The sequence below is a fragment of the Pseudogemmobacter faecipullorum genome, assembly GCF_020539525.1.
In the GTDB taxonomy this organism is placed as follows: Bacteria; Pseudomonadota; Alphaproteobacteria; order Rhodobacterales; family Rhodobacteraceae; genus Pseudogemmobacter; species Pseudogemmobacter faecipullorum.
Genome location: NZ_JACDXX010000007.1, coordinates 142,414 through 163,429 on the forward strand (window position 1 = coordinate 142,414; position 21,016 = coordinate 163,429).

Here is a 21,016-nt window from a genome sequence, read left to right on the forward strand (position 1 = left end):
GGTCAGAGCCGGTCACTGTCGATCCAGATGGTGACCGGCCCGTCATTGGTCAGGCTGACTGCCATATCGGCGCCGAAAATGCCGCGCTCATTCGGCACGCCTTCGCGGGCCAGACTTTCGGCGAAATGCTCGTAAAGCGCTTTGCCCTCCTCAGGGCCGCAGGCGGTGGAAAAGCCGGGGCGGTTGCCGCGCAGATCGGCGGCGAGGGTGAACTGGCTGATCACCAGCGCCGTGCCGCCAATGTCTTTCACCGAGAGGTTCATCTTATCCTGATCGTCGCGGAAGATGCGCATTTTAGCGATTTTGGCAGCCACCTTTTCGGCCGTCGCCATGCTGTCGCCCTGCATGGCGCAGATCAGGATCATCAGCCCCGGGCCTGAGCGGCCCACCACCTCACCGCCAACCTCGACCCGGGCCTCGGTGATACGTTGCAGAACTGCTCTCATATTTCATGCTTCCAGGGGGGATTGGCGCCGGCGCGCGAGACGGTAATGGCTGCAGCGCGGATGCCCAGATCAAGGCAGGCATCCAGCTCTTCCGGGCTGAGCTGGCTGAGCCCGGCCTTATCCGCTTTGCCGGCGCGCGACAGCCCGGCCAGAAAGCCCGCGTTAAAGGTGTCGCCTGCACCCACCGTATCGGCAACGCTGACCACAGGGGCGGGGCGCTGGCGGGCGCCGCCCCGGGCGCTGAAGGCCGTGGCCCCCTTCGCGCCTTCGGTGATCAGCACCAGTTCAGGCCCGCGTGCGAGGATGCCCTGGGCCAGATCGGCAATCCGGCCCTCGCCCTCCAGCCAGTGCAGATCCTCATCCGAGAGTTTCACAATATCGGCCTTTGCGATCATCCGGTCGATCCGGGCGCGGTAATCCGCCTCTTTTCCGACGAGGAATCCGGGGCGGATATTGGGGTCGAGCATGATCAGCCGGCTATCGGCCTCGCGGTTCAGCAGCGCCTCATAGGCCGAGGCAGCAGGATCATTCACCAAAGAGATGCCACCGAAGAACAAAGCGCGGGTCTTTTCGGTCAGCGCGGGCAGGTCAGCCGCGCTCAGCAGCCGCCCGGCGCTGGCCTCATCATAGAAAGCATAGCTGGCCTGACCATTGACCAGTTTCACAAAAGCCACGGTGGTCGGGCGGTTGGAACGGGCGAGAAGAGCGGTATCGACCTGTGAGGCGCTCAGCGTCCCGACAAGGATCTCGCCCAGCATATCGGTCGAGACCCCCGAGAAGAAGCTGACCTCTTCCCCGAGGCGGCCAAGGGCAATGGCGGTATTGAACACCGCGCCCCCGGCTTTGGGGGCAAAGGCTGCCTCGCCTTCGGTGGAAAGGCGGGGCAACATATCGATCAGGGCTTCACCACAGCAGAGAATCATCACACGCTCCAGAAATCTGAGGTGAGACTAGACGCCCGCTTATGTTAGCGCAAACGCAGCTTCAGGCGGTGAAGTAGGGCGCCAGATTGGCGCGCAGGCGTTCAAGCGGGGTGGCGCCCGACATATCCGGCACAAATTTCTCGCCGGTGATCCGCTCATAGGCCTCGATATAGATGCCAGCGGTCTGAGCGATCATCTCATCCGGGATTTCGGGGATCGGATCCTTATAGGGATCGCAGCGCGAGGCGACCCAGGAGCGGATCACATCCTTATCGAAAGAGGGCGGGCGGGTGCCGTTCTCCAGCGCTTGCTGATAGCCATCGGCAATCCAGTAGCGGCTGCTGTCGGGAGTATGGATCTCATCGGCCAGCAGGATATTGCCATGCTCATCGAGACCGAATTCATATTTGGTATCGACCAGGATCAACCCGCGCTCTGCCGCGACCTTCTGGCCGAAAGCAAATAGTTTCAGGGCTTTATCCGAGACTTCATCCCATTGCGCCTGGGTCAGCAGGCCCTGCGAGACGATCTCTTCCGCCGTCAGCGGCTCGTCATGGCCGCCGTCAAAGGCTTTCGAGGTGGGGGTGATGATCGCCTCGGGCAGGGCCGCATTATCGCGCAGACCCTCGGGCAGCACATGGCCATACATCTCGCGCTTGCCCGCCTTATACTGGGTCAGCACTGAGGTGGAGGTGGTTCCGGCCAGATAGCCGCGTACCACGACCTCAACCGGCAGGATCTCAACCCGCCTGCCGATCACCGCATTGGCATCGGGATAGGCGGTGACATGGTTGGGGCAGATATCGGCGGTGCGGTCAAACCACCAGCGCGCCACCTGGGTCAGCACCTGGCCCTTCCAGGGGATCACCGCAAGGATGATGTCAAAGGCCGAGATCCGGTCCGATGAGATCAGGATGCGGCGGCCATTGGGGAATTCGGCATCGGCGGGCAGATCATAGCAATCACGCACTTTTCCGAAATAGGGGGAGGGCAGCTCCGGGATTTTCGCATCGGGAAGACGGCGGGAGAGGTCGATCTGCATGGTTTGCCCTGCTCTGACGGGTTAGGTGCGCGGTTGCTATGAGCGCGGGGGGCGCGAGTGTCAACGGCGGAAGGCGGCCAGAGGCGGGCATGAGCGGCCCGCAGAGGGGCCGCTGAGGCTATTTGGTTGCGTAGAATACGCCCGCCAGAATAATCGCCAGGGCAATGGTGGCAAAAGTGATCTTCCAGACCGACCAGGGCCGCTCGCCCTGAACCTCACCGGTCTGGCCATTGACCAGAAAGCGATAGCTTTTACCGTTGTATTTATAGGCCGCCATCCAGACCGGCAGCAGGATATGCTTGAAGGTCTCGCCCCGGTAATCGGTTTCGACCGAAGAGATCCGCTGCTCATCGCCGCCGATGTCGTGGCGCACATCCCCGGCAATCACCTGTGCCATCAGCTGTTTTGAGCGGGGCTCGGCATCGGCCAGCGCCACAGTATAGCCCTCGGCAGTGAAACCGGCGAGATAATCGGGGCTATAGGGCAGGAGTGCGCCCAGATCCCAGGGCTCAAGCGCATTGGCATAGCGTTCTGGCAGGCTGAGCGAACCCAGCACCAGCACATCATCAAAATCCCGCGCCACCCGGCCTGAGGCATGCGACCAGCGGATCTTACGCTCCTGACGCGACTGACGCTTGCCGTCGATCACCACGGTGCGGGTCTCATAATAGGCATCGCCACGCTGGCCGGTATAGCGCGAGCGGGTCTCGGCATCAAAGGTCCAATAGGGCACATAGACGCCGTTCATCGCCCGGCCGCGCCGGGTATATTGCAGCAGCTTATTCGGCGCGAACCACAGGCTGCCCAGCCATTTCACCAGCTGCTCGCGGGCCTGCCGCTCGGAACAGACAAAGGGCACCAGGGCCTGGGGTTTGATCTGCCGGGTCTCACCGGTGCCGGTGACCACCGGCGTGGCACAGAAGGGGCATTCGGTGGCATGGGTGGCGCCCTGAAATTCGATCAGCGCCCCGCAGGAGGTGCAGCGGGAGGTGCGCACCAGCTCCATCTCCGCCCCGGGCAGATTATCGGCAAGGCCGCGCGCCAGATCATGCTCGGTCAGCGCGGCGTCATTTTCTTCCGGCGCGGCCTCGGGCAGCTGCTGCAGATTGCCACAGTGATCGCAGCGCAACTCATATTGCCCGGGAGCAAAACGCAGCTGCGCGCCGCATTCGCTGCAGGGCCAGCGGTGAAAACCAGACGAAGCCATGGATCAGAGCGCAGGCGGCAGCGGCGGCGGGACATTGGCAAAGAGCGGCGCCAGCCCGGTCTCAGCAGCAGGCTTCCAGCCCTCCATCCCGGCGGACCAGACAAGGGTGGCACGCGTCAGCTGGCCCGAGCCGATCAGGCCCTGCAGCTGCGCCTCGCCATAGGGGCCTTTCGTGGCGCCATTCTCGGCCAGATGCCATTCCCGGCCAGGGGCGGGGGGAGGCGGCGGAGCGGCAGCTGCCGGAGCCTGCTGTGCGGGCTGCTGTGCCGGCTGGGCGCCCCAGGGGCCCATATTCTGCGCCATGCCCATGCCCATCGCCATTCCGGCGCCGGTGGCCATGGCCGAGCCTGCGCCTGAAGCGGGGTTGCCCATCGCCTCGGCCGACTGGAACTGCATATATTTATTCAGATCACCGACCACGCCCATCGAGGTGCGCCGGTCGAGCGCCTTTTCCACCTCTTCGGGCAGGCTTATGTTCTCGATGTAGAATTCCGGGATCGACAGCCCGTATTCCGCGACTTTCGGCGCGATGGCCTGGGCGATGACCTTGCCCAGATCTTCGGTATTCGCGGCCATATCCAGCACCGGAATCCCCGAGGAGGCCAGGGCCTGGCTTGCCGCCTGAACGATCATATTGCGGATCTGGTTCGACACTTCATCGGTGGTGAATTCGCCATCGGTGCCGACGATCTCGGTCATGAATTTACCGGGATCGGTGATCCGCATCGTATAGGTGCCGAAGGCGCGCAGCCGCACCGGGCCGAATTCCGGATCGCGCGCCATGATCGGGTTTTTCGTGCCCCATTTCTGGTCGTTAAAGCGGGTGGTCGAGACGAAATAGACCTCGGACTGGAACGGCGACTGGAAACCATGGTCCCAGTGCTGCAGCGTGGTCATGATCGGCATATTATTGGTCTCAAGCTGATAGAGACCGGGGCCGAAGACATCGGCAAGCTGACCCTCATGGATGAAGACCGCCGCCTGGCCCTCGCGCACCGTCAGCTTGGCCCCCATTTTGATCGCCTGGCCGCGCCGCTCAAAGCGCCAGACCATGGTGTCGCGCGTGTCATCAAGCCAGGAGATGACATCGATGAATTCGCCCCTGAGGAAATCGAAGACCATGCTGTGCAGCCTTTTTACTGATGCTTGCCCGCCGCGGTCAGGATCTCGCGCGCCCCGCCCGTCAGCTCTTAAGATAACCGGGAGGGCGGCGCTGTGAAGAGCAGCCCTATAAAAAAAACTGTCAGGCCCCGCCCAGCCATTGTCGCGCCAGGCGGCGCACGACCGGCACGGCTTCGGCCTCGGTCATCCCGGTGCGCAGATCCGGGCTGTAGAGCATTTTCAGCAAAAGCTCATCCTGGCGGGTGAGCAAAGCGAATTCCTCATCATCATTGAAGATCGAGGGGCGGGCGCGCGGGCTGTCATTGGCAAGGCCCAGCCCCTGGGCGATCTCTTCATGAATGCAGGACTGGCGCAGCAGATCGGGATGTTCGGCACGCACCACCGCCAGGGCGCGGCTGTAGCGGCCCGAATTTCCCTCGGAAAGGGCATAGACCATGCAATAGGTGGTCGGGGCCATGGCGGTGACATCGGCAATATCGCGCGGGCTCAGCCCCGGCATATCGCGCTTAAGCGCCGGACCAAGCGCCTCGCGCTCATCCTCCGAGACCATATAAAAGGTGAAATTGCCGCCCTGTTCGACCAGGCTGATCGGATGTCCGGTCAGCTGCGACAGCCGCGCGAGATAGGAAGCGATCCGCGCCCGGTCGGTGGCGCGGCGCTCGGGTGGCACCGAATCGCCAAAAATAATGCGGAAACGGATCGGCTGCTCCCAGCGGCGCAGGGTCGAACTGGTCTCGCCCCGGGTGAACAGCCCGTTCTGGCGCGAATATTCGTCATAAAGCGCGATGCGGATGAAGTTCTCGGCCAGATGCCGGTCATCAAAGGGGGTATCAGGCCCGCCGCCATCGGTGCGCAGCAGCCCCTGGGCCAGCAGCGAGCGCTGGATCTCGGCATAATAGGCGCTGGCAGCAGCGCTTCTGGGGCTGACCGGGCTTGGGGCCTGGGGGCGTTCGGGGCGCGGCGGCGGCGGTGTCATCCGCTCGCCCGCCGGCGGAGATTTCGGCACACATGCCGCCATCAGCCCCGCCGCCAGCAGGGCAACGGGGATCAGGCGCGGGCGCGGGGGCCGTCCTCGGCGCATAGAGCGGGCTCAGGCCTGCGGAGCGGCAGCGGATCTGATCTCGCGCGCCCGGGCCGAGGCAAGAGTATCGCGCAGTTCAGCCTCCATCTTCACCAGCTCCTCCTCGGCAGCCGCACGGCGTGCCTTGCCCTCATCCGCGATGGCGAGGCTTTCATTGATGGTGGCGATCAGCGTGTCATTGGCGCGTTTCACCGTTTCGATGTCAAAGACGCCGCGCTCCATTTCCTGCCGCACGGTGCGGTTGGCCTCCTGGAGGTTCTTCGAATTGGATTCCAGCAGCTGATTGGTCAGATCATTGGCATCGCGGATCGATCCGGCCGCCTCGCGTGAGCGCTGGATGGTCACCGCCTGGGCCAGCTGGGTCTCCCAGAGCGGCACGGTATTGACGAGGGTCGAATTGATCTTGGTGACCAGCGATTTGTCGTTTTCCTGGACCAGACGGATCGAGGGCAGCGACTGCATCGTCACCTGGCGCGTCAGCTTCAGATCATGCACCCGGCGCTCCAGATCATCGCGCGCGGCGCGCAGATCGCGCAGCTCCTGGGCGCGCAGCACCTGATCATTCTCGGCGGCAGCGGCCACCGCAGCCTCGCGCGCCGGGATGGTCACGCTGTCGACTTCTTTCAGCTTGGCCTCACCGGCCGAGATATAGAGCGCCAGCTCATTGTAGAAATCGAGGGTCTTGGCATAGAGCAGATCCAGCGATTTGATGTCTTTCAGCAATCTGGTCTCATGGCCCAGCAGTTCGCCGGTGACCTTATCAATCTGATCCTGCACATCCTCATATTTGGCGACGAATTCCGCGAAAGGCGCCGCGCGGCCCAGCAGGCGCTCCCACCATGAGGTTTCGCGGCGCAAATCCAGCTCATCGGTCGAGAAGCCGCGGATGGTCGAGACCATTTTGCGCAACGAATCCCCGGCCGGGCCGAGATCCTTATTCTTCACATCCTGCAGCATTTCCTGGCTGATCACCTGCAGCTCGGCCTGGGCCGAGGAGCCGAAGGAGATGATCGACTGGGTGTTCGAGAGATCCAGCTCGCCCATGCGCTTTTCAATTGCCGCCGCTTTATCGGGCGCGGCCTGGTCCAGCGCCACCACTTCGCCCGTAGGCTCGGGCAGGATCGCAGCAGAGACTTTTTCCACTTCCGCCAGCAATGCGGCGGCTTCCGTGCGGGTGTTCTCGGTGGTCATAACGGATCTCTCACTAAAAGCGGTTATTGCCGGGGCAGGGGTGTCTCAAATTTCAGCCGGTCGCGCAAAACTTCAATCTCAATGTCGAGACTGTCGCGATCATTGCCCAAAAGCCGCTCAGAGCGCGAGGCAAAGGTGGTTTCCAGGTCGTTGAGCAGCGCCTCATAGGTGGCGCGCGCCTCAGGGTCAGGGCGGGCGGCCCAGAGATCGGCGAATTTGATCGTCGCATCGCGCGCCCCCTCCAGATAGACCGAAAGATATTTGCGCGCGGCGGTCAGATCGCCGGGATCCTGCTCGACCCGCTCCATCAGCCCGCGGGCCTGGCTGATGAACTGATCGACCCGGGCTTCGAGCCGGCGGTCGCGGGCGCGCAGTATGGCATCTTTCATCTGGGCGAGGATCTTTTCAGCCTCGGCGAGCGTGCGCGCGACCCGCTCGGTCTGATAGCGGTCGATACCTTCCATCCCCTTATCGCGCATCGGGTCAAAGCCAAAGGCGCCGAGATGCAAAGCCGCGCCCGCCGCCGCGAACAGCAGCGGATAGGCCGAGATGCCATAGCCGATCAGCCCGCCGGTGAACAAAGCCGCGCCGGTGGCCACCGCGCCGAACAGAATACGCGGGATCGCCGGGCGGCGCGCGGCACGCCTTGCCTCAAAGGCCTCGCGCGCCTTCATCCCCTCGCGGGTCAGCCAGCCTGACAGGATCAGCATCCCCCCGGCCAGCAGGCTGAGCAGCATGGCGTCAGGCTCTTCGCCAAAGGCGGGAAAGAGGAAGGTGAAGGCGGTCAGAAACAGCAGCGTGGCGCGCCAGCTGCCCTTTGGCTTTTGTTTGCCGGGGGTGGCACGCGGGATCGGGGCGCGCGGCTGGCCACCAGGCAGATCGCCGGAGGGACCACCGGGGCTGTATTTGCCGCCAAAACGCTGTGCTGCCATTACATGCCTCCCGAGCCGGATACATAGAAAATCAGCGCGATCAGCAGCGCAAGCGACAGGGTGCGAAGGCCGGATGGGGACATTGACAGCTTCCGGTTCAGGGGCGTGCAGAGCGAACCTAACCTGAATTTCAGCGACTTGCCAACAGAGCCGGGCGCGATTGCGATCAATTCGCCGAAGGTTTGCGCCCGGACCGTAGGACCGCCGCACCCGGACTGCTGTGCGGCGCCGTCAGAGGTGGGGGAGAGGGAGAAAAGTGCCCGGCCGGATCGGGCAGAGCGCGCTGCGGGTTGTCGCCCTGGCAGAACCGGGCTGGTGCTGCGGCCAGGCGGCGCGCTCCGGGAAGATCTCTCTCCCCGGAGCGGAAGATTTCAGGGCCTGGCTCAGCCCCGTGGCGGGCGTTTCGGGCCTGGTTTGCCCGAGGGGCTGCGCGGCCTGTCGCTGCGGCTTTCGCTGCCGGGGCGGCTGCTGCGCGGTGCGGCACCAGGCTTTGCCCCGAAGCTGCGCCCGCCGGCTGCGCTCTCGCTGTCGCGGCCGCCTGCGGCGGGCCTGTCGCTGCCGGCAAAGCCCGGGCCACGCCGGGCCGGGGCTTTTGCGCCCGGAGCCTTGCTGGCCGGATCCGAACCGCGGGCGGCGGAAGCGAAGGTTTTATTCGCGCCGAAACTCTTGCCGCCGGCAAAGCCCTTTCCCGCGCCACGCTCGGCCTCGCGGCTGTCGCTGTCCCGGCCACGCGCGGCGGGGCGGGCGCTGGTCTCAGCTGCAAAGCCCGGGCTGCGGCGGGCCGGAGCCTTGCTGTCTGCGCTGGCAGGGCCGGAGGAGCGGCGACCATAGGAGGGGGCCTCACCGCGCGAAGCGGCGGGGCTGCGGCCCCGCGAAGGCGCGCCAGTTTCGTTGTAGCTGCGCTCCGCCGAGGCGCTTTCGCCCATATAAGTATCGCCGCGCCCGGCGCGTTTGGCCGCGCCGCTATGGCTGACCCGGACCTTCGGGCCCGGGCGTGGCGTGGTGGCCTCGCTCCAGCTGCGCGACAGCGTGCGCAGGCCATCGCCTTCGCGGGCCGGGGCGCGGGAAGGGGTCCGGCTGCTGCCAGTACCAGTGCCAGTGCCAGTATTAGGGCTGCGGGCCGGACGTCTGGCCTCTGCGCCGCTCTCGCCAGCGGCCTCACGACGCGGGCGCGGCGCGGCGGATTTCGGGCCAGACGCGCCGCGCGGCGCAGCAGGGCGGGAGGGGGTGGCCTCGAGCGGCTCGGGCGCCACATCGCTCAGCTGCTCGCCGAGCTGGTCGCGCAACACCCGGGCCTTGACCTCTTCCACCTCACCCGGGCGCAGCTCGCCCAGACGGAACGGGCCATAGGAGACGCGGATCAGCCGGTTCACATAGAGGCCGATCTCATTCATCGCGCGGCGGATCTCGCGGTTTTTGCCCTCGCGCAGGCCCACGGTCAGCCAGGCATTGGCGCCCTGCTGGCGGTCAATCGTTACCTGCATCGGCTTGAATTTCTCGCCGTCGATGGTGATGCCCTCGCGCAGAATCTGCAGGCGCAGATCATCGGCCGTGCCATTGACCCGGACGCGGTATTTGCGCAGCCAGCCGGTCGAGGGCAGCTCCAGCCGGCGCTTGAGCTCGCCATCATTGGTCAGCAGCAGCAGACCTTCGGAATTCAGGTCGAGCCGGCCAACCGACATCACCCGCGGCATATCTTCGGGCAGATGGTCAAAAACGGTGTCGCGGCCTTTTTCATCCGAGGCCGAGGTCACCAGGCCCTCGGGCTTATAGTAAAGCCACAGCCGCGCCGGTTCTTCGGCAGGCAGCGGGCGGCCCGAGACCACGATTCTGTCGCTGGCGGTCACATTCAGCGCCGGGCTGGTGATGATCTTGCCATTGACGCGGACTTCGCCGGTCTCGATCAGCCGCTCGGCATCGCGGCGCGAGGCAATGCCCCGGCGTGACAGTACTTTGGCGATGCGCTCGCCTTCATGAGCGGTGGTTTTGTTGCTGGCCGGGACAGCGGTCTTGCGGCTGTCGGCGGAAAACGGTTTGTCTTTCGGTGCCATGGTATTGATCCTTGGCACGGGGTGGCCAACCCCGGGGGCGCCTCTGCCTCCGGATCGGATATAATATTTCACGGCTGATGAAAGGGCAATGCGGGTGGTTTTCCGCTCTTACATGGATCTGGCGCTGGAAGAGGCGCAAATGGCCGCAGCCCGGGGCGAGGTTCCGGTTGGTGCGGTGCTGGTCTCGCCCGGGGGCGAGGTGCTGGCGCGTGCCGGAAACCGCACCCGCGAGTTTTCTGACCCCAGCGCCCATGCCGAGATGCTGGTGATCCGCGCCGCCTGCGCCGCGCTGAAATCCGAGCGCCTGCCGGGCCATGTGCTTTATGTCACGCTGGAACCCTGCCCGATGTGCGCGGCGGTGATCGGTGCGGCCCGGATCGCGCGGCTGGTCTATGGCGCGGATGATCCGAAATCCGGCGGAGTCTCGGTCGGGCCGCGCCTGTTCAGCCACAGCCAGTGCCATCACCGCCCGGAGGTCATCGACGGGGTGGGCGAGCGCGAGGCCTCGGCGCTGCTGACGCGGTTTTTTGCCGCGCGCCGTGAGCCGCGCGAGGGATTCTGAAACGCCCCCTGCCTGCCCCCTCCCTGCCTGCCCCGGGTCCGAAAGGATCAGTCCGGGGCAGGCAGCGGGGGCAGGCGGGGGCAGCGCTCAGAGTTCGATCACCTGCAGCACTTCCGGCTCGATCACCTCGACGCCCGGCTGCAGCCCGGCGCGCAGGGCATCGGCATTCTGCGCCAGCAGCGGGAAGGTTTTGTAATGGCAGGGAATAATGGTGCGGAAGTTGAAATATTTCCGCGCCGCCCAGGCCGCGCGCGCCATATCCATGGTGTAATGCCCCCCGGCGGAGAGAATGCCGATACCCGGCTGATGCAGCTCTCCCATCCAGGCCATATCGGCCATGATATCGGTATCGCCCGAGACATAGATCACCTGGCCCTCGCCCGCGATCATAAAGCCCGCCGCCGAACCGGCGGGCAGCAGCCCCTTATCGCCAAAGTCGATCGAGGCCGAATGGCTGGCATTGACCATGGTCACCTTTGCACCGCCGCAGCTGATGGTGCCACCTTTGCCAAAGCCGATCACCTCGGCGCCCTGGCCCTGCAAAAACACCGAAGCTTCATGAATGCAGGCAACCGGCACCGAAAGCTCCTGCGACAGCGCCGCCGCATCTGCGGCATGATCGCCATGGGCATGGGTCAGCAGAATATGGGTCGCGCCTTTGATGGCTTCGGCGCGGCGCGCGGCGGGAAAGACCGGATTGCCGGTGAGCCAGGGGTCGATCAGCAGGACAGCGTCTTCAATCTCAATCCGAAACCCGGAATGGCCCAACCAGATGATTTTCATCACGCTCTCCTGCAACATAATTCTAAGAGGGGCGGAGAATAACCGCGCTTTGTTACAGGAATCCAGGTGTTTTTCCTGCGGGACTGCTGTCCTGACCCCGGCTGGCGCCAGGCCTGGCCTTGCGCCCCGGGACGGTGGAAGCTAAACGAAGCCAAAGCTTTCAGAGGGTCTGCCCATGTCGATTGACATCGATACCGCGCGGAAAGTGGCGAAACTCGCCCGTATCCGCGTCGAGGAGGAAGCGCTGCCGGCGCTTGCACGTGAACTGTCTGGCATCCTGACCTTTATGGAGCAGCTGAACGAGGTTGACGTTGACGGAATCGAGCCGATGGTCTCGGTCACGCCAATGCGCCTCAAGCGGCGTCAGGATGTTGTGACCGATGGCAATCTTCAGGCTGAAGTCCTGAAAAACGCCCCCGAAGCCCGCGAAGGCTTCTTTGCCGTGCCGAAGGTGGTGGAATGAGCGCGAATACCTGGACGATCGAAAAAGCCCGCGACGCTTTGCGCAAGGGCGAGATTTCTGCCGTCGATCTGACCATGTCCTGCCTCACCGCGATGGATGCGGGGGAGGCTCTGGGCGCCTTTGTCCATAAAACCCCGGAAATCGCGCTGGAACAGGCGCGGGCGGCGGATGCAAGGCTGAAACAGGGGGATGCGCCCTCGCTCTGCGGTATTCCTCTGGGGATCAAAGACCTGTTCTGCACCAAAGGTGTCGGCTCGCAGGCGGCTTCGGGCATTCTGAAGGGCTTTAAGCCTGAATATGAATCCACCGTGACCTCGAAGCTGTTCGCCGATGGCGCGGTCATGCTGGGCAAGCTGAATATGGATGAGTTCGCGATGGGCTCCTCCAATGAAAGCTCGGTCTATGGCCCGGCGGTGAACCCCTGGAAGATCGATGAGCGCAAGCTGACCCCGGGCGGCTCTTCGGGTGGCTCGGCGGCGGCGGTGGCAGGCGATCTCTGCATCGCGGCGACCGGCACCGATACCGGCGGCTCGATCCGCCAGCCCGCCGCCTTCACCGGCATTGTCGGCATCAAGCCGACCTATGGCCGCGTGTCGCGCTGGGGCATTATCGCCTATGCTTCCTCGCTCGATCAGGCTGGTCCGATGACCAAGACCGTGGGCGATGCGGCGATCTTCCTGCAGTCGATGGCCGGGCATGACCCGAAAGATTCGACCAGCGCCGATATCGCAGTGCCGGATTTTGAGGCGGCTCTGACCGGCGATATCCGTGGCAAGGTCATTGGTATTCCGAAAGAATACCGGCTCGACGGGCTGAATGAAGAGGTTTCGGCGCTCTGGGACAAAGGCATTGAGATGCTGCGCGCCGCCGGGGCTGAGATTCGCGAAATCAGCCTGCCGCACAGCAAATATGCTCTGCCGGCCTATTATGTGATCGCGCCCGCCGAGGCCTCGTCGAACCTCGCCCGCTATGACGGGGTGCGCTATGGTCACCGCGCCAAACTCGGGCCGGGCGATGGCATTACCGAGATGTATGAGAAGACCCGCGCCGAGGGCTTTGGCCCGGAAGTGCAGCGCCGGATCATGCTCGGCACCTATGTGCTCTCGGCGGGCTTCTATGACGCCTATTACAACCGGGCCCGTAAAGTGCGCGCGCTGATCAAGCGTGATTTTGAACTGGCCTTTGAGGCGGGGGTTGATGCGATCCTTGCCCCGACCACGCCTTCGGCGGCCTTTGGTCTGGGCGAGCAGGGCTCGGCCGATCCGGTGGAAATGTATCTCAATGACGTTTTCACCGTGACGCTGAACCTCGCCGGTCTGCCCGGGGTTCAGGTGCCGGTGGCGCTGAACCGCGACGGCCTGCCGATGGGGCTGCAGCTGATCGGTCGTCCCTGGGATGAGGCCGGGCTTCTCAATCACGCCTATGTGCTGGAGCAGGCGGCAGGATTTGTAGCCAAGCCGCAAAAATGGTGGTAATCGCCAGCGAAATGTCGCTGGCCTGAGCGGGCTGAGACCGGGCAGGGATTCGTCTCTCTGCCCGGGATGATCAGCTCCGGGGGCCTTGCCTGTTCTCTGATGAGGCCCCCGAATGACTGCCCGCCCGCTGAGCCTGCTGAGCCTTTGTGCCTTCGTTGCTGCATGTGCGCCCTCGGTCCCGGATTCCGGGGCGGGCGTCGGCTTCCAGGATTATAATTCCTATATCCGTAACAGCTATTCCGGCAGCAGCCCGGCGGGCGTCAGCGCCGCCCCCGCAGCCGCAGCCCCGACCGGCTTTGACCCGGCAGCCGCAGCGGCGGCCATTGACCGCGCCGAAGGCGTTTCTGCCCCGCTCACCACCCCGCCGATGGCCGCGCCGATGGCTGGCCTGCCGCCTGCGAATACCGGCATCCGTCCGCGCGGCGATGCTCCGGCTGGGATTAAGGTTGAGAATGGCGAAGTGATCCATTCCAATCCGGGGATCTCGGATGAGAATGACTTTAACGCCGTTGCATCCCGCGAAACCATTGAGTCGGATGCGCAGCGTATTGCCCGCAACCGGTCGGAATATGTCGTGGTCCAGCCCGGGGCGATCCCGGTGCGTCAGGGCGAAAGCGGCCCGAATATCGTGCAGTTCGCCCTTGCCACCACCCATGCGCCGGGCGTGCAGATGTATAAACGTGGTCGCGCCAGGGATGCGACGGCGGCCTGCGCCCGCTATGCCTCGCCCGATCTGGCGCAGCAGGATTTCCTCGCACGCGGCGGCCCGGATAAGGACCGTAACGGCCTTGATCCCGATGGTGACGGCTTCGCCTGTGGCTGGGATCCGCGCCCGTTCCGCACCGCGCTGCAGTAAGGCGTCCCGGTGACGGGCTTTCTTTCGCCGAATTTCACCGCGCGGCGCGGCGGGCACCGCCCCTCGCTGATCGTGATCCATTATACCGCCATGCAAAGCTGCGAGGCGGCCCGGGCCCGGCTTTGCGATCCGCTGGCCGAGGTTTCGGCGCATTGGCTGATTTCTGAACAGGGCGCGGCCGAGGCTCTGGTTGATGAGGCGCAGCGCGCCTGGCATGCGGGCCAGTCCTTCTGGCGGGGCCGCGATGATATCAACAGCCATTCGATCGGCATTGAGCTGGCAAATAATGCCCGCGCCCCTTTCCCCGAGCCGCAGATGGCGGCGCTGGAACAGCTGCTGGGCGGGATTATGACGCGCTGGAACATCGCTCCGGCGGGGGTTCTGGCGCATTCCGATATTGCTCCGGGGCGCAAAATTGATCCCGGTCTGCATTTCGACTGGCAGCGGCTGGAGCGTCAGGGCCTGGCCCTTGCCCGCCCCATTCCGGTTGCGCCTGAACCCGGCGATGATTTTCGCCGCCTTGCCTGCCGGATCGGCTATGCGCCCGGGGCCGGTGACGGTGATCTTCTGCAGGCCTTCCGGCTGCGCTGGCGTCAGAGTGCCACCGGCCCGCTTGCGCCGGCCGATCTCGCGCTTGCCGCGGCCCTGGCACGATTTGACGTTGACGTGGCAGGGGCAGGGGCCTAAGTCCCGCCTCGCGCGGATGGCCGGATGACCGCGGCGGGTGTTAAGCCTGTCGAGGAAAGTCCGGACTCCATGAAGAAAGGGCGCCGGGTAACTCCCGGCCGGGGTAACCCGAGGGAAAGCGCAACAGAGAAGAGACCGCCTGCAATTTTGCAGGTAAGGGTGAAACGGTGGAGTAAGAGACCACCGCGGTCCTGGTAACAGGAATGGCAAGGCAAGCCCCGCCCGGAGCAATGCCGAATAGGGACCTCGCGCGGGGCATGATCGGATCCGTCCGATATCGCCGCAGGGAGCTTCAGCCCGAGAGGTCCGGGTTGGCAGCCAGATCCCCCCGGTAACGGTGGGACCAGAGGAATGGTCATCTATGGGACGTCAGTCCCGGGACAGAATCCGGCTTACAGGCCATCCGCGCAATTAAGACTTTCGGGGTCTGAAAAAAGGGGGCGCTGCCCCCGGGGCGCCATGGCGCCTCTCCCCCGGGATATTTAGGGACAGATGAAATCAGAGCCCGCGGCGCAACAGGTGACGGGTGACGCTGCCTGAGGTGGTGGCGCCCAGATAGGCATGGCCGGACTGGGCGCAGAAATGCGGAAGATCAATCTGCGCCATGGCATCGGTGGTGCGGATGGCCAGCACCTCGCCGGGGCGCAGGGCCAGCAGCTTTTTGCGCGCGCGCAGCACCGGCAGCGGGCAAAGGAGCCCTTCGGCATCAATCTCAAGGGTGATTTCCGGTTCCATGCCGGGGTGATAGCCGGTTGCGGCGATTTGTGACAGAGCTATCCCGGCAATGTGAGTGCCCGGGAGATGACGCGCGCCGCCCGAGCGGCTAGAAGCGGCATATGTTTGGCATTGATCTCTTCGACGCAGGGCTTGGACCTGCCAGCCTCGTCGCCCTGGTGGCGGGTATCCTGTCCTTTCTGTCGCCCTGCGTTCTGCCGGTGGTGCCGCCCTATCTGGCCTATATGAGCGGGATCTCGATGGGCGAGATGCGCGAGGGCAAGGCGTGGCGCCGCGTATTGCTGCCGGCTTTGTTCTTCGTGCTGGGCCTGTCGGTCATTTTCCTGCTGCTGGGCTTCACCGCCTCGGCCTTCGGGGCGTTTTTCCTGCAAAATCAGGTGCTGTTCGCGCAGATCGCCGGGGGGGTGATCATTGTTTTCGGCCTGCATTTTCTGGGCCTGTTCCGCATTCCGATGCTCGACCGCGATATCAGGGTGGATGCCGGGGATCAGGGCGGATCGGCCTTTGGCGCTTTCGTGCTTGGCCTGGCCTTTGCCGCAGGCTGGACGCCCTGTATCGGGCCGCAGCTTGGCACCATTCTCAGCCTTGCCGCCCAGGAGGGGTCAGTCTCACGCGGTACCTTCCTGCTCGGCATCTATGCCGTGGGGCTTGGACTGCCGTTCCTGCTCTCGGCTCTGTTCATCACCCGGGCGATTTCGGTGATGAACCGGCTTAAACGCCATATGAAATGGATCGAGCGCGCCATGGGCGGGCTGCTGCTGATCGTGGGCGTGATGATGCTGACCGGCGCTTTCACCGATTTCAGCTGGTGGCTGGTAGAGATCTTTACCGCACTTGGCATCCCGCTGCCGGGTTAATCCCTTATTTCTGCCGGAATTTCCGCTAGACTGGCCCGCGGCAATGCGGGGAATCTGGTGTCAGCAGGCGAGGCAATGGCGGCGGAAGGGATAGAGGGCGGTCAGCGGATCCGCCGTCGCCGGGTGTTCTATCTTCCGGGTTATGATCCCTTTCATCCACGCCGCTACCGCGAGCTTTACCGCAAGGAAGGCGCCGAACAGGCCCGGCTTTGCGGCTATGAGATCGCGCTGCGACCCTCGCCGAAAGATGACCGTTATGGCTGGCAGGTTACGGCCAGCATTGAGGGGGCGGTCTGCGAAAGCTGGATCGAGGTGCTGGTCTGGTCGGATATCGTCAAAGCCAGCATGTCCGACAGCATTGCTGCGACCTATGCGCAGCTGCTGCGCACCGCCTGGATCTATCTCAGCACCGGCGCTTTGTGGCGGCTGACCCGGCTGCGCAAGGGGCCGACCATTGCCGCGCTCTATCCGGTGCTGTTTTTGCTGTTGCAGCTGCTGCTCGCGCTGGCGCTGGCGGCAGGGGCGGGGATGGTGCTGGGCAGTCTTCTGCACCGGCTGGCGGGGCTGCTCGCCGCGCCGCTGGTGCTCTGGCTGGTGCTGCGCTGGTTTCGCGCCAAGGATAACAGGGTCTTTGCCTGGTATCTGATGCATGATTACGCCTGGTCGGCGCAGCATTACGGCGCCTATCCCAGGGCGCTGGAAGCGCGGCTCGCGGCGTTTTGCGCCCGCATTCGCGCCGCTCTCGAAGAGGCGGATCCCGCCGATGAGGTGCTGGTGGTGGGCCATTCCTCGGGGGCCTATCTCGGGGTCTCGGTTCTGGCCGATCTTTTGCGCGAGTGCCCTGCCAGGCCGGGGCGGGAGCTGTCTTTTCTCTCGCTGGGTCAGGTGGTGCCGATGGTCTCATATCTGCCGAAGGCGCAGCGGCTGCGCGCGGATCTGCAGTTTCTCGCATCCTCACAGGACCTGACCTGGATCGATGTCAGCGCCCCGGGCGATGGCTGTTCCTTCGCGCTTTGTGACCCGGTTTCGGTCTCGGTGCCTGTGCCAGAGGGCAGGCGCTGGCCGCTGGTGCTTTCCGCGGCTTTCACCCGGACGCTGAGCCCGGCGCGCTGGCAGGCTTTGCGCTGGCGCTGGTTCCGGCTGCATTTCCAGTATCTCTGCGCCTTTGATCAGCTGCCGGGCAGGGTGGATGATTATGATTATTTCCGCATCACTGCCGGGCCTTTGAGCCTTGCGGCCCGGCTCGGGGCGCGCCAGCCCTCGCGCAGCCGCAAGGAGGCTTTGCTGAACCGCTATCAGGATCTGGCACCATGAACGGCTGCCCGATGCCGCCGAAACCCCCGGTACGGGCCGACAGGGTTTCGCTGCTGACCTATCTGCGGCTGTTCCGGCGCGATATCCTCTCGGCCCAGCCTGCGCGGCTCTATCGGGCCTGGATGGCCGAGTTCCGCACGCCGTTTTTCCGCTCATATCTGTGCAATGATCCAAAACTGCTGGATCTGGTGCTGAAACAGCGGCCCGATGATTTTCCGAAATCGGACCGTATCAGCGCCGGGCTTGAGCCTTTGCTGGGCCAGTCGGTCTTTGTCACCAATGGCGAGACCTGGAAGCGGCAGCGCCGTATCATTGATCCGGCTTTTGAAGGCGGGCGGCTGAAAGACAGCTATCCGGCCATGCTGGCGGCGGGCGAGGCGGCGGTGGCGCGGATGCAGCGCCTGGCCGGGGGGGAGATCGAGGTCGAGGCCGAAATGTCGCATGCGGCAGCGGATGTGATTTTCCGCACCCTGTTCTCGATCCCGATCGAAGATGCGCTGGCAACGGAAGTGTTTGAGCAGTTCCGCGCCTATCAGCGCAGCCAGCCGATCCTGAACCTCGCCGCCTTTCTGCCGCTGCCGCGCTGGTTTCCGCGCCTGCACCGCAGCCGCACCCGCAAGGCGGCGCGGCAGATCCGGGCGCTGATCACCCGGCTGACCGAAGCGCGGGCCGGGCTGATCACGGCGGGCCGGGCGCCTGATGATCTGGCGACGAAGATCATGACCACGCCCGATCCGCTGACCGGCGCGCGTTTCAGCCCTGGCGAAATGGTCGATCAGGTGGCGATTTTCTTCCTCGCCGGGCATGAGACCAGCGCCTCGGCTCTGGCCTGGTCGCTCTATCTGCTGGCGCTTTATCCCGAAGTGCAGCAGCGGGTGGCAGCCGAGGCGGCAGATCTGGGCGAGGCCCCGGATTTCAGCGCCGTCAGCCGGCTGCGCTATACCCGTGATGTATTCCGCGAGGCGCTTCGCCTGTATCCGCCGGTGCCGATGATGGTGCGCGAAAACCGCTGCCCCGAGCAGTTCCGCACCCGCAATGTCAGGCCCGGGGCGCAGGTGGTGCTCTCGCCCTGGCATCTGCAGCGCCATGAGCGGCTCTGGGATCAGCCCGATGCTTTCTGTCCGGAGCGCTGGCAAACCGCAGGGGGCCGCGCCTCGGCGCGCGAGGCCTATATGCCTTTCTCGCAGGGCACGCGGGTCTGTCCGGGGGCAGGATTTGCCATGATCGAAGGGGTGCTGCTGCTGGCGCTGCTGGCGCGTGCCTTCCGCTTTGAGCGCATCCCTGGCCGGGATCCGGTGCCGGTGGCGCATCTGACGGTCCGGGCGAAAGAGGGGATCAGGCTGCGCGTGACAGCGCGCGGGTAGCGCGAGCCGCGTTCAGGCCGCCTGCCGGTTCACCAGCGGATATCGGAAAAAAGGGGGGAAGGGCGCTGCGCCGTTCTATTCCCCTTCAGGAAATATCCCGGGGCGGAGAGGCGCCTGCAAAGGCGCATCGGGGGGCAGCGCCCCCCGGCGCGGTCTTAGAAAAGCGGCGAGCTCAGAGGATCTCGACGCGGTAGCTTTCGATCACGGTATTGGCGAGCATCTTTTCGCACATTGCTTTGACTTCGGTCTCGGCGGCGGCTTTATCGGTGGCGCTCAGGTCCAGCTCGATGACCTTGCCCTGACGCACGCCTTCGACGCCGGCAAAGCCCAGCGTGCCGAGCGCATGGCGGATGGCCTCACCCTGAGGGTCGAGAACGCCGTTTTTCAGCATGACGGTGACGCGGGCTTTCATGGGGCGGCCTCCGGGGCAGTGGAATTGCAGATTGCCGCCCTGATAGCCCCGCGAGGCGGCCGGGGCAATATGGGGCGGCAGCTCAGGGTCAGTTGATCAGCGAGGCTTTCGCCGGATGGGTCACATTCGAGGGCAGAACCCCGATGCGGCGCGCCAGTTCCGCATAGACATCCGCCATCGGTCCGGGCTCGGGTACGGTGCCATCAGCGCGCTCGGCCTGACGCAGATCCCAGAGCCGCATCGAATCGGGGCTGATCTCATCGGCGATCATCAGGCGCATATAATCGCCCTCCCAGATCCGGCCGATCTCGAGGCGGAAATCCATCAGCCGCACGCCCACACCGAGCATGACGCCTGAGAGGAAATCATTCACCCGCAAAGCGAGGGCGATCATATCATCGAGATCCTGCTGGGCGGCCCAGCCAAAGGCGATGATATGCTCTTCCGACACCATCGGATTGCCGAGTTTGTCATCCTTGAAATAATATTCAACGATCGGGCGCGGCAGGGCCATACCTTCGGGAATGCCGAGGCGGTTGGAAATGCCACCGGCGGCGAAATTGCGCACCACAACCTCAACCGGGATGATCTCGACCATCCGCACCAGCTGCTCGCGCATATTCAGGCGGCGCATGAAATGCGTCGGCACACCGATATTGTTCAGCCCGGTCATGAAGAATTCAGACAGGCGGTTGTTCAGCACGCCTTTGCCTTCCGAAGCGACCGAGATCGGCGCAACATTGGCCGTGCTGGTCAGGCCATCGGCCTTTGAGGCCTCGTCATCCTTGTAATACTGGATCAGCGTGCCCGGTTCCGGACCTTCAAAGAGGATCTTGGCTTTGCCCTCATAGACCTTCTTGCGACGTGCCATCGATGCCTCTGAGCGGAAATAAGCATAGGGGCCGCAAGAACCGCCGTCCTGCTGCCTCGGGGCCTGATAGCCGAGAGGCGCGGCCTTCGCAAGCGCGGCACGGCTGGCGGGTCTTCAGGTCGCAGCTGAGTGGCCGGTGTGGCCCTCTCCGCTCAGCCCGGCGCGGGCATAACATTCCAGGCCGCAGAGCCCCGGTCGCAGTACAGGGCGGCGGCTTTATCTTGCAGCCGCGCCCGGGCGTGCTCATATATTTCGGGACTGCCTAGTGAACCGGAGCGAGAGATGACCCTTTTTGACGATCGCGAAAATGCTTTTGAAGCAAAATTTGCCCATGACAGTGAAATGCAGTTCCGCGCCGAAGCGCGGCGAAACAAGCTGGCCGGGCTCTGGGCTGCCGGGCTTCTGGGGAAATCCGATGCTGAGGCCCAGGCCTATGCGCTTGAAGTGGTCGCCGCTGATTTTGAAGAGGCGGGCGACGGCGATGTGCTGCGCAAACTGACCGCGGATCTGGGCGAGCGGGCCTCGGATGCGCAGATCCGCGCAAAAATGGCCGAACTGCTGGTCGAGGCCAAGGCACAGCTGCTGGGCGAGGTCTGAACAAGCTGCGCGCCGCGTCGCCGGGCGGGGCCGGTGCTGCGCGGC

At 64.4% G+C, this 21,016-nt stretch carries 22 protein-coding genes and 1 other RNA gene; 10 read left to right on the forward strand and 13 right to left on the reverse strand.

Annotation, left to right across the window (positions count from 1 at the left end; genetic code table 11):
• Positions 1 to 2 precede the first annotated feature (2 nt).
• From dtd to H0485_RS09480, 9 genes are all read right to left on the reverse strand, one after another.
• Positions 3 to 446 carry a D-aminoacyl-tRNA deacylase gene (dtd, locus tag H0485_RS09440; protein WP_226935122.1) on the reverse strand — a complete coding sequence of 148 codons (444 nt, stop codon included), beginning with the start codon at positions 444 to 446 and terminating at the stop codon, positions 3 to 5.
• Positions 443 to 1,369 (reverse strand): carbohydrate kinase family protein, encoded by a 927-nt coding sequence (locus H0485_RS09445; protein ID WP_226935123.1) that lies wholly within the window; start codon positions 1,367 to 1,369, stop codon positions 443 to 445. Before H0485_RS09445 ends, dtd begins: the two co-directional genes overlap by 4 nt.
• Before the next feature lie 61 nt (positions 1,370 to 1,430).
• The gene (locus tag H0485_RS09450) at positions 1,431 to 2,411 is read right to left on the reverse strand and encodes a phosphoribosylaminoimidazolesuccinocarboxamide synthase (RefSeq protein ID WP_226935124.1); all 981 of its coding nucleotides are present in this window, start codon (positions 2,409 to 2,411) and stop codon (positions 1,431 to 1,433) included.
• Between the two features lie 118 nt (positions 2,412 to 2,529).
• Positions 2,530 to 3,618, reverse strand: a complete 1,089-nt coding sequence (locus H0485_RS09455) for a TFIIB-type zinc ribbon-containing protein (protein WP_226935125.1) — start codon at positions 3,616 to 3,618, stop codon at positions 2,530 to 2,532.
• Positions 3,619 to 3,621: 3 nt separating this feature from the next.
• Positions 3,622 to 4,740: an SPFH domain-containing protein gene (locus H0485_RS09460; RefSeq protein ID WP_226935126.1), complete on the reverse strand. Its 1,119-nt coding sequence runs from the start codon at positions 4,738 to 4,740 to the stop codon at positions 3,622 to 3,624.
• A gap of 121 nt (positions 4,741 to 4,861) precedes the next feature.
• Positions 4,862 to 5,821 (reverse strand): DUF2927 domain-containing protein, encoded by a 960-nt coding sequence (locus H0485_RS09465; protein ID WP_255613464.1) that lies wholly within the window; start codon positions 5,819 to 5,821, stop codon positions 4,862 to 4,864.
• A gap of 9 nt (positions 5,822 to 5,830) precedes the next feature.
• Positions 5,831 to 7,012 carry a toxic anion resistance protein gene (locus H0485_RS09470; protein ID WP_226935128.1) on the reverse strand — a complete coding sequence of 394 codons (1,182 nt, stop codon included), beginning with the start codon at positions 7,010 to 7,012 and terminating at the stop codon, positions 5,831 to 5,833.
• 23 nt (positions 7,013 to 7,035) lie between these two features.
• On the reverse strand, positions 7,036 to 7,944 hold the full coding sequence (locus H0485_RS09475) for a 5-bromo-4-chloroindolyl phosphate hydrolysis family protein (protein ID WP_226935129.1): 909 nt from the start codon (positions 7,942 to 7,944) through the stop codon (positions 7,036 to 7,038).
• A 383-nt stretch (positions 7,945 to 8,327) separates the two neighbouring features.
• A complete protein-coding gene (locus H0485_RS09480) occupies positions 8,328 to 9,995 on the reverse strand; it encodes a pseudouridine synthase (RefSeq protein WP_226935130.1) in 1,668 nt (555 codons plus the stop codon).
• Between the two features lie 88 nt (positions 9,996 to 10,083).
• Between H0485_RS09480 and H0485_RS09485 the strand changes: the two genes are divergently transcribed.
• Positions 10,084 to 10,557 (forward strand): nucleoside deaminase, encoded by a 474-nt coding sequence (locus H0485_RS09485; RefSeq protein ID WP_255613466.1) that lies wholly within the window; start codon positions 10,084 to 10,086, stop codon positions 10,555 to 10,557.
• A gap of 87 nt (positions 10,558 to 10,644) precedes the next feature.
• Here H0485_RS09485 and H0485_RS09490 read toward each other — a convergent pair whose 3' ends face one another.
• The gene (locus H0485_RS09490) at positions 10,645 to 11,340 is read right to left on the reverse strand and encodes a metal-dependent hydrolase (RefSeq protein WP_226935131.1); all 696 of its coding nucleotides are present in this window, start codon (positions 11,338 to 11,340) and stop codon (positions 10,645 to 10,647) included.
• A 175-nt stretch (positions 11,341 to 11,515) separates the two neighbouring features.
• Here H0485_RS09490 and gatC point away from each other — a divergent pair, with 175 nt between their 5' ends.
• The 5 genes from gatC to rnpB all read left to right on the forward strand — a co-directional run bounded on the left by gatC (position 11,516) and on the right by rnpB (position 15,232).
• On the forward strand, positions 11,516 to 11,803 hold the full coding sequence (gene gatC / locus H0485_RS09495) for an Asp-tRNA(Asn)/Glu-tRNA(Gln) amidotransferase subunit GatC (protein WP_226935132.1): 288 nt from the start codon (positions 11,516 to 11,518) through the stop codon (positions 11,801 to 11,803).
• Positions 11,800 to 13,278 (forward strand): Asp-tRNA(Asn)/Glu-tRNA(Gln) amidotransferase subunit GatA, encoded by a 1,479-nt coding sequence (gene gatA, locus H0485_RS09500; protein ID WP_226935133.1) that lies wholly within the window; start codon positions 11,800 to 11,802, stop codon positions 13,276 to 13,278. The genes gatC and gatA overlap by 4 nt, the downstream gene beginning before the upstream one ends.
• A gap of 112 nt (positions 13,279 to 13,390) precedes the next feature.
• Positions 13,391 to 14,134, forward strand: a complete 744-nt coding sequence (locus H0485_RS09505; protein ID WP_226935134.1) for a hypothetical protein — start codon at positions 13,391 to 13,393, stop codon at positions 14,132 to 14,134.
• A gap of 9 nt (positions 14,135 to 14,143) precedes the next feature.
• The gene (locus tag H0485_RS09510) at positions 14,144 to 14,821 is read left to right on the forward strand and encodes an N-acetylmuramoyl-L-alanine amidase (RefSeq protein ID WP_226935135.1); all 678 of its coding nucleotides are present in this window, start codon (positions 14,144 to 14,146) and stop codon (positions 14,819 to 14,821) included.
• 12 nt (positions 14,822 to 14,833) lie between these two features.
• Positions 14,834 to 15,232, forward strand: an RNA gene (gene rnpB / locus H0485_RS09515) — RNase P RNA component class A.
• Between the two features lie 87 nt (positions 15,233 to 15,319).
• Here the strand turns inward: rnpB and H0485_RS09520 are convergent.
• Positions 15,320 to 15,556, reverse strand: a complete 237-nt coding sequence (locus H0485_RS09520) for a sulfurtransferase TusA family protein (RefSeq protein ID WP_226935136.1) — start codon at positions 15,554 to 15,556, stop codon at positions 15,320 to 15,322.
• Between the two features lie 101 nt (positions 15,557 to 15,657).
• Between H0485_RS09520 and H0485_RS09525 the strand changes: the two genes are divergently transcribed.
• From H0485_RS09525 to H0485_RS09535, 3 genes are all read left to right on the forward strand, one after another.
• Entirely contained in the window at positions 15,658 to 16,413 is a 756-nt protein-coding gene (locus H0485_RS09525) for a cytochrome c biogenesis CcdA family protein (RefSeq protein ID WP_226935137.1), read from the forward strand.
• Positions 16,414 to 16,488: 75 nt separating this feature from the next.
• Complete coding sequence (locus tag H0485_RS09530; protein ID WP_226935196.1) at positions 16,489 to 17,727, forward strand: hypothetical protein; 1,239 nt, start codon at positions 16,489 to 16,491, stop codon at positions 17,725 to 17,727.
• Entirely contained in the window at positions 17,724 to 19,091 is a 1,368-nt protein-coding gene (locus H0485_RS09535) for a cytochrome P450 (RefSeq protein ID WP_226935138.1), read from the forward strand. Before H0485_RS09530 ends, H0485_RS09535 begins: the two co-directional genes overlap by 4 nt.
• Positions 19,092 to 19,263: 172 nt before the next feature.
• Here the strand turns inward: H0485_RS09535 and purS are convergent, their stop codons facing one another.
• Positions 19,264 to 19,503, reverse strand: a complete 240-nt coding sequence (gene purS / locus H0485_RS09540; RefSeq protein ID WP_226935139.1) for a phosphoribosylformylglycinamidine synthase subunit PurS — start codon at positions 19,501 to 19,503, stop codon at positions 19,264 to 19,266.
• Between the two features lie 88 nt (positions 19,504 to 19,591).
• Positions 19,592 to 20,374 carry a phosphoribosylaminoimidazolesuccinocarboxamide synthase gene (locus tag H0485_RS09545; protein WP_226935140.1) on the reverse strand — a complete coding sequence of 261 codons (783 nt, stop codon included), beginning with the start codon at positions 20,372 to 20,374 and terminating at the stop codon, positions 19,592 to 19,594.
• Between the two features lie 282 nt (positions 20,375 to 20,656).
• Between H0485_RS09545 and H0485_RS09550 the strand changes: the two genes are divergently transcribed.
• Positions 20,657 to 20,971 carry a DUF1476 domain-containing protein gene (locus tag H0485_RS09550; protein ID WP_226935141.1) on the forward strand — a complete coding sequence of 105 codons (315 nt, stop codon included), beginning with the start codon at positions 20,657 to 20,659 and terminating at the stop codon, positions 20,969 to 20,971.
• The last annotated feature ends 45 nt before the right edge of the window (positions 20,972 to 21,016 follow it).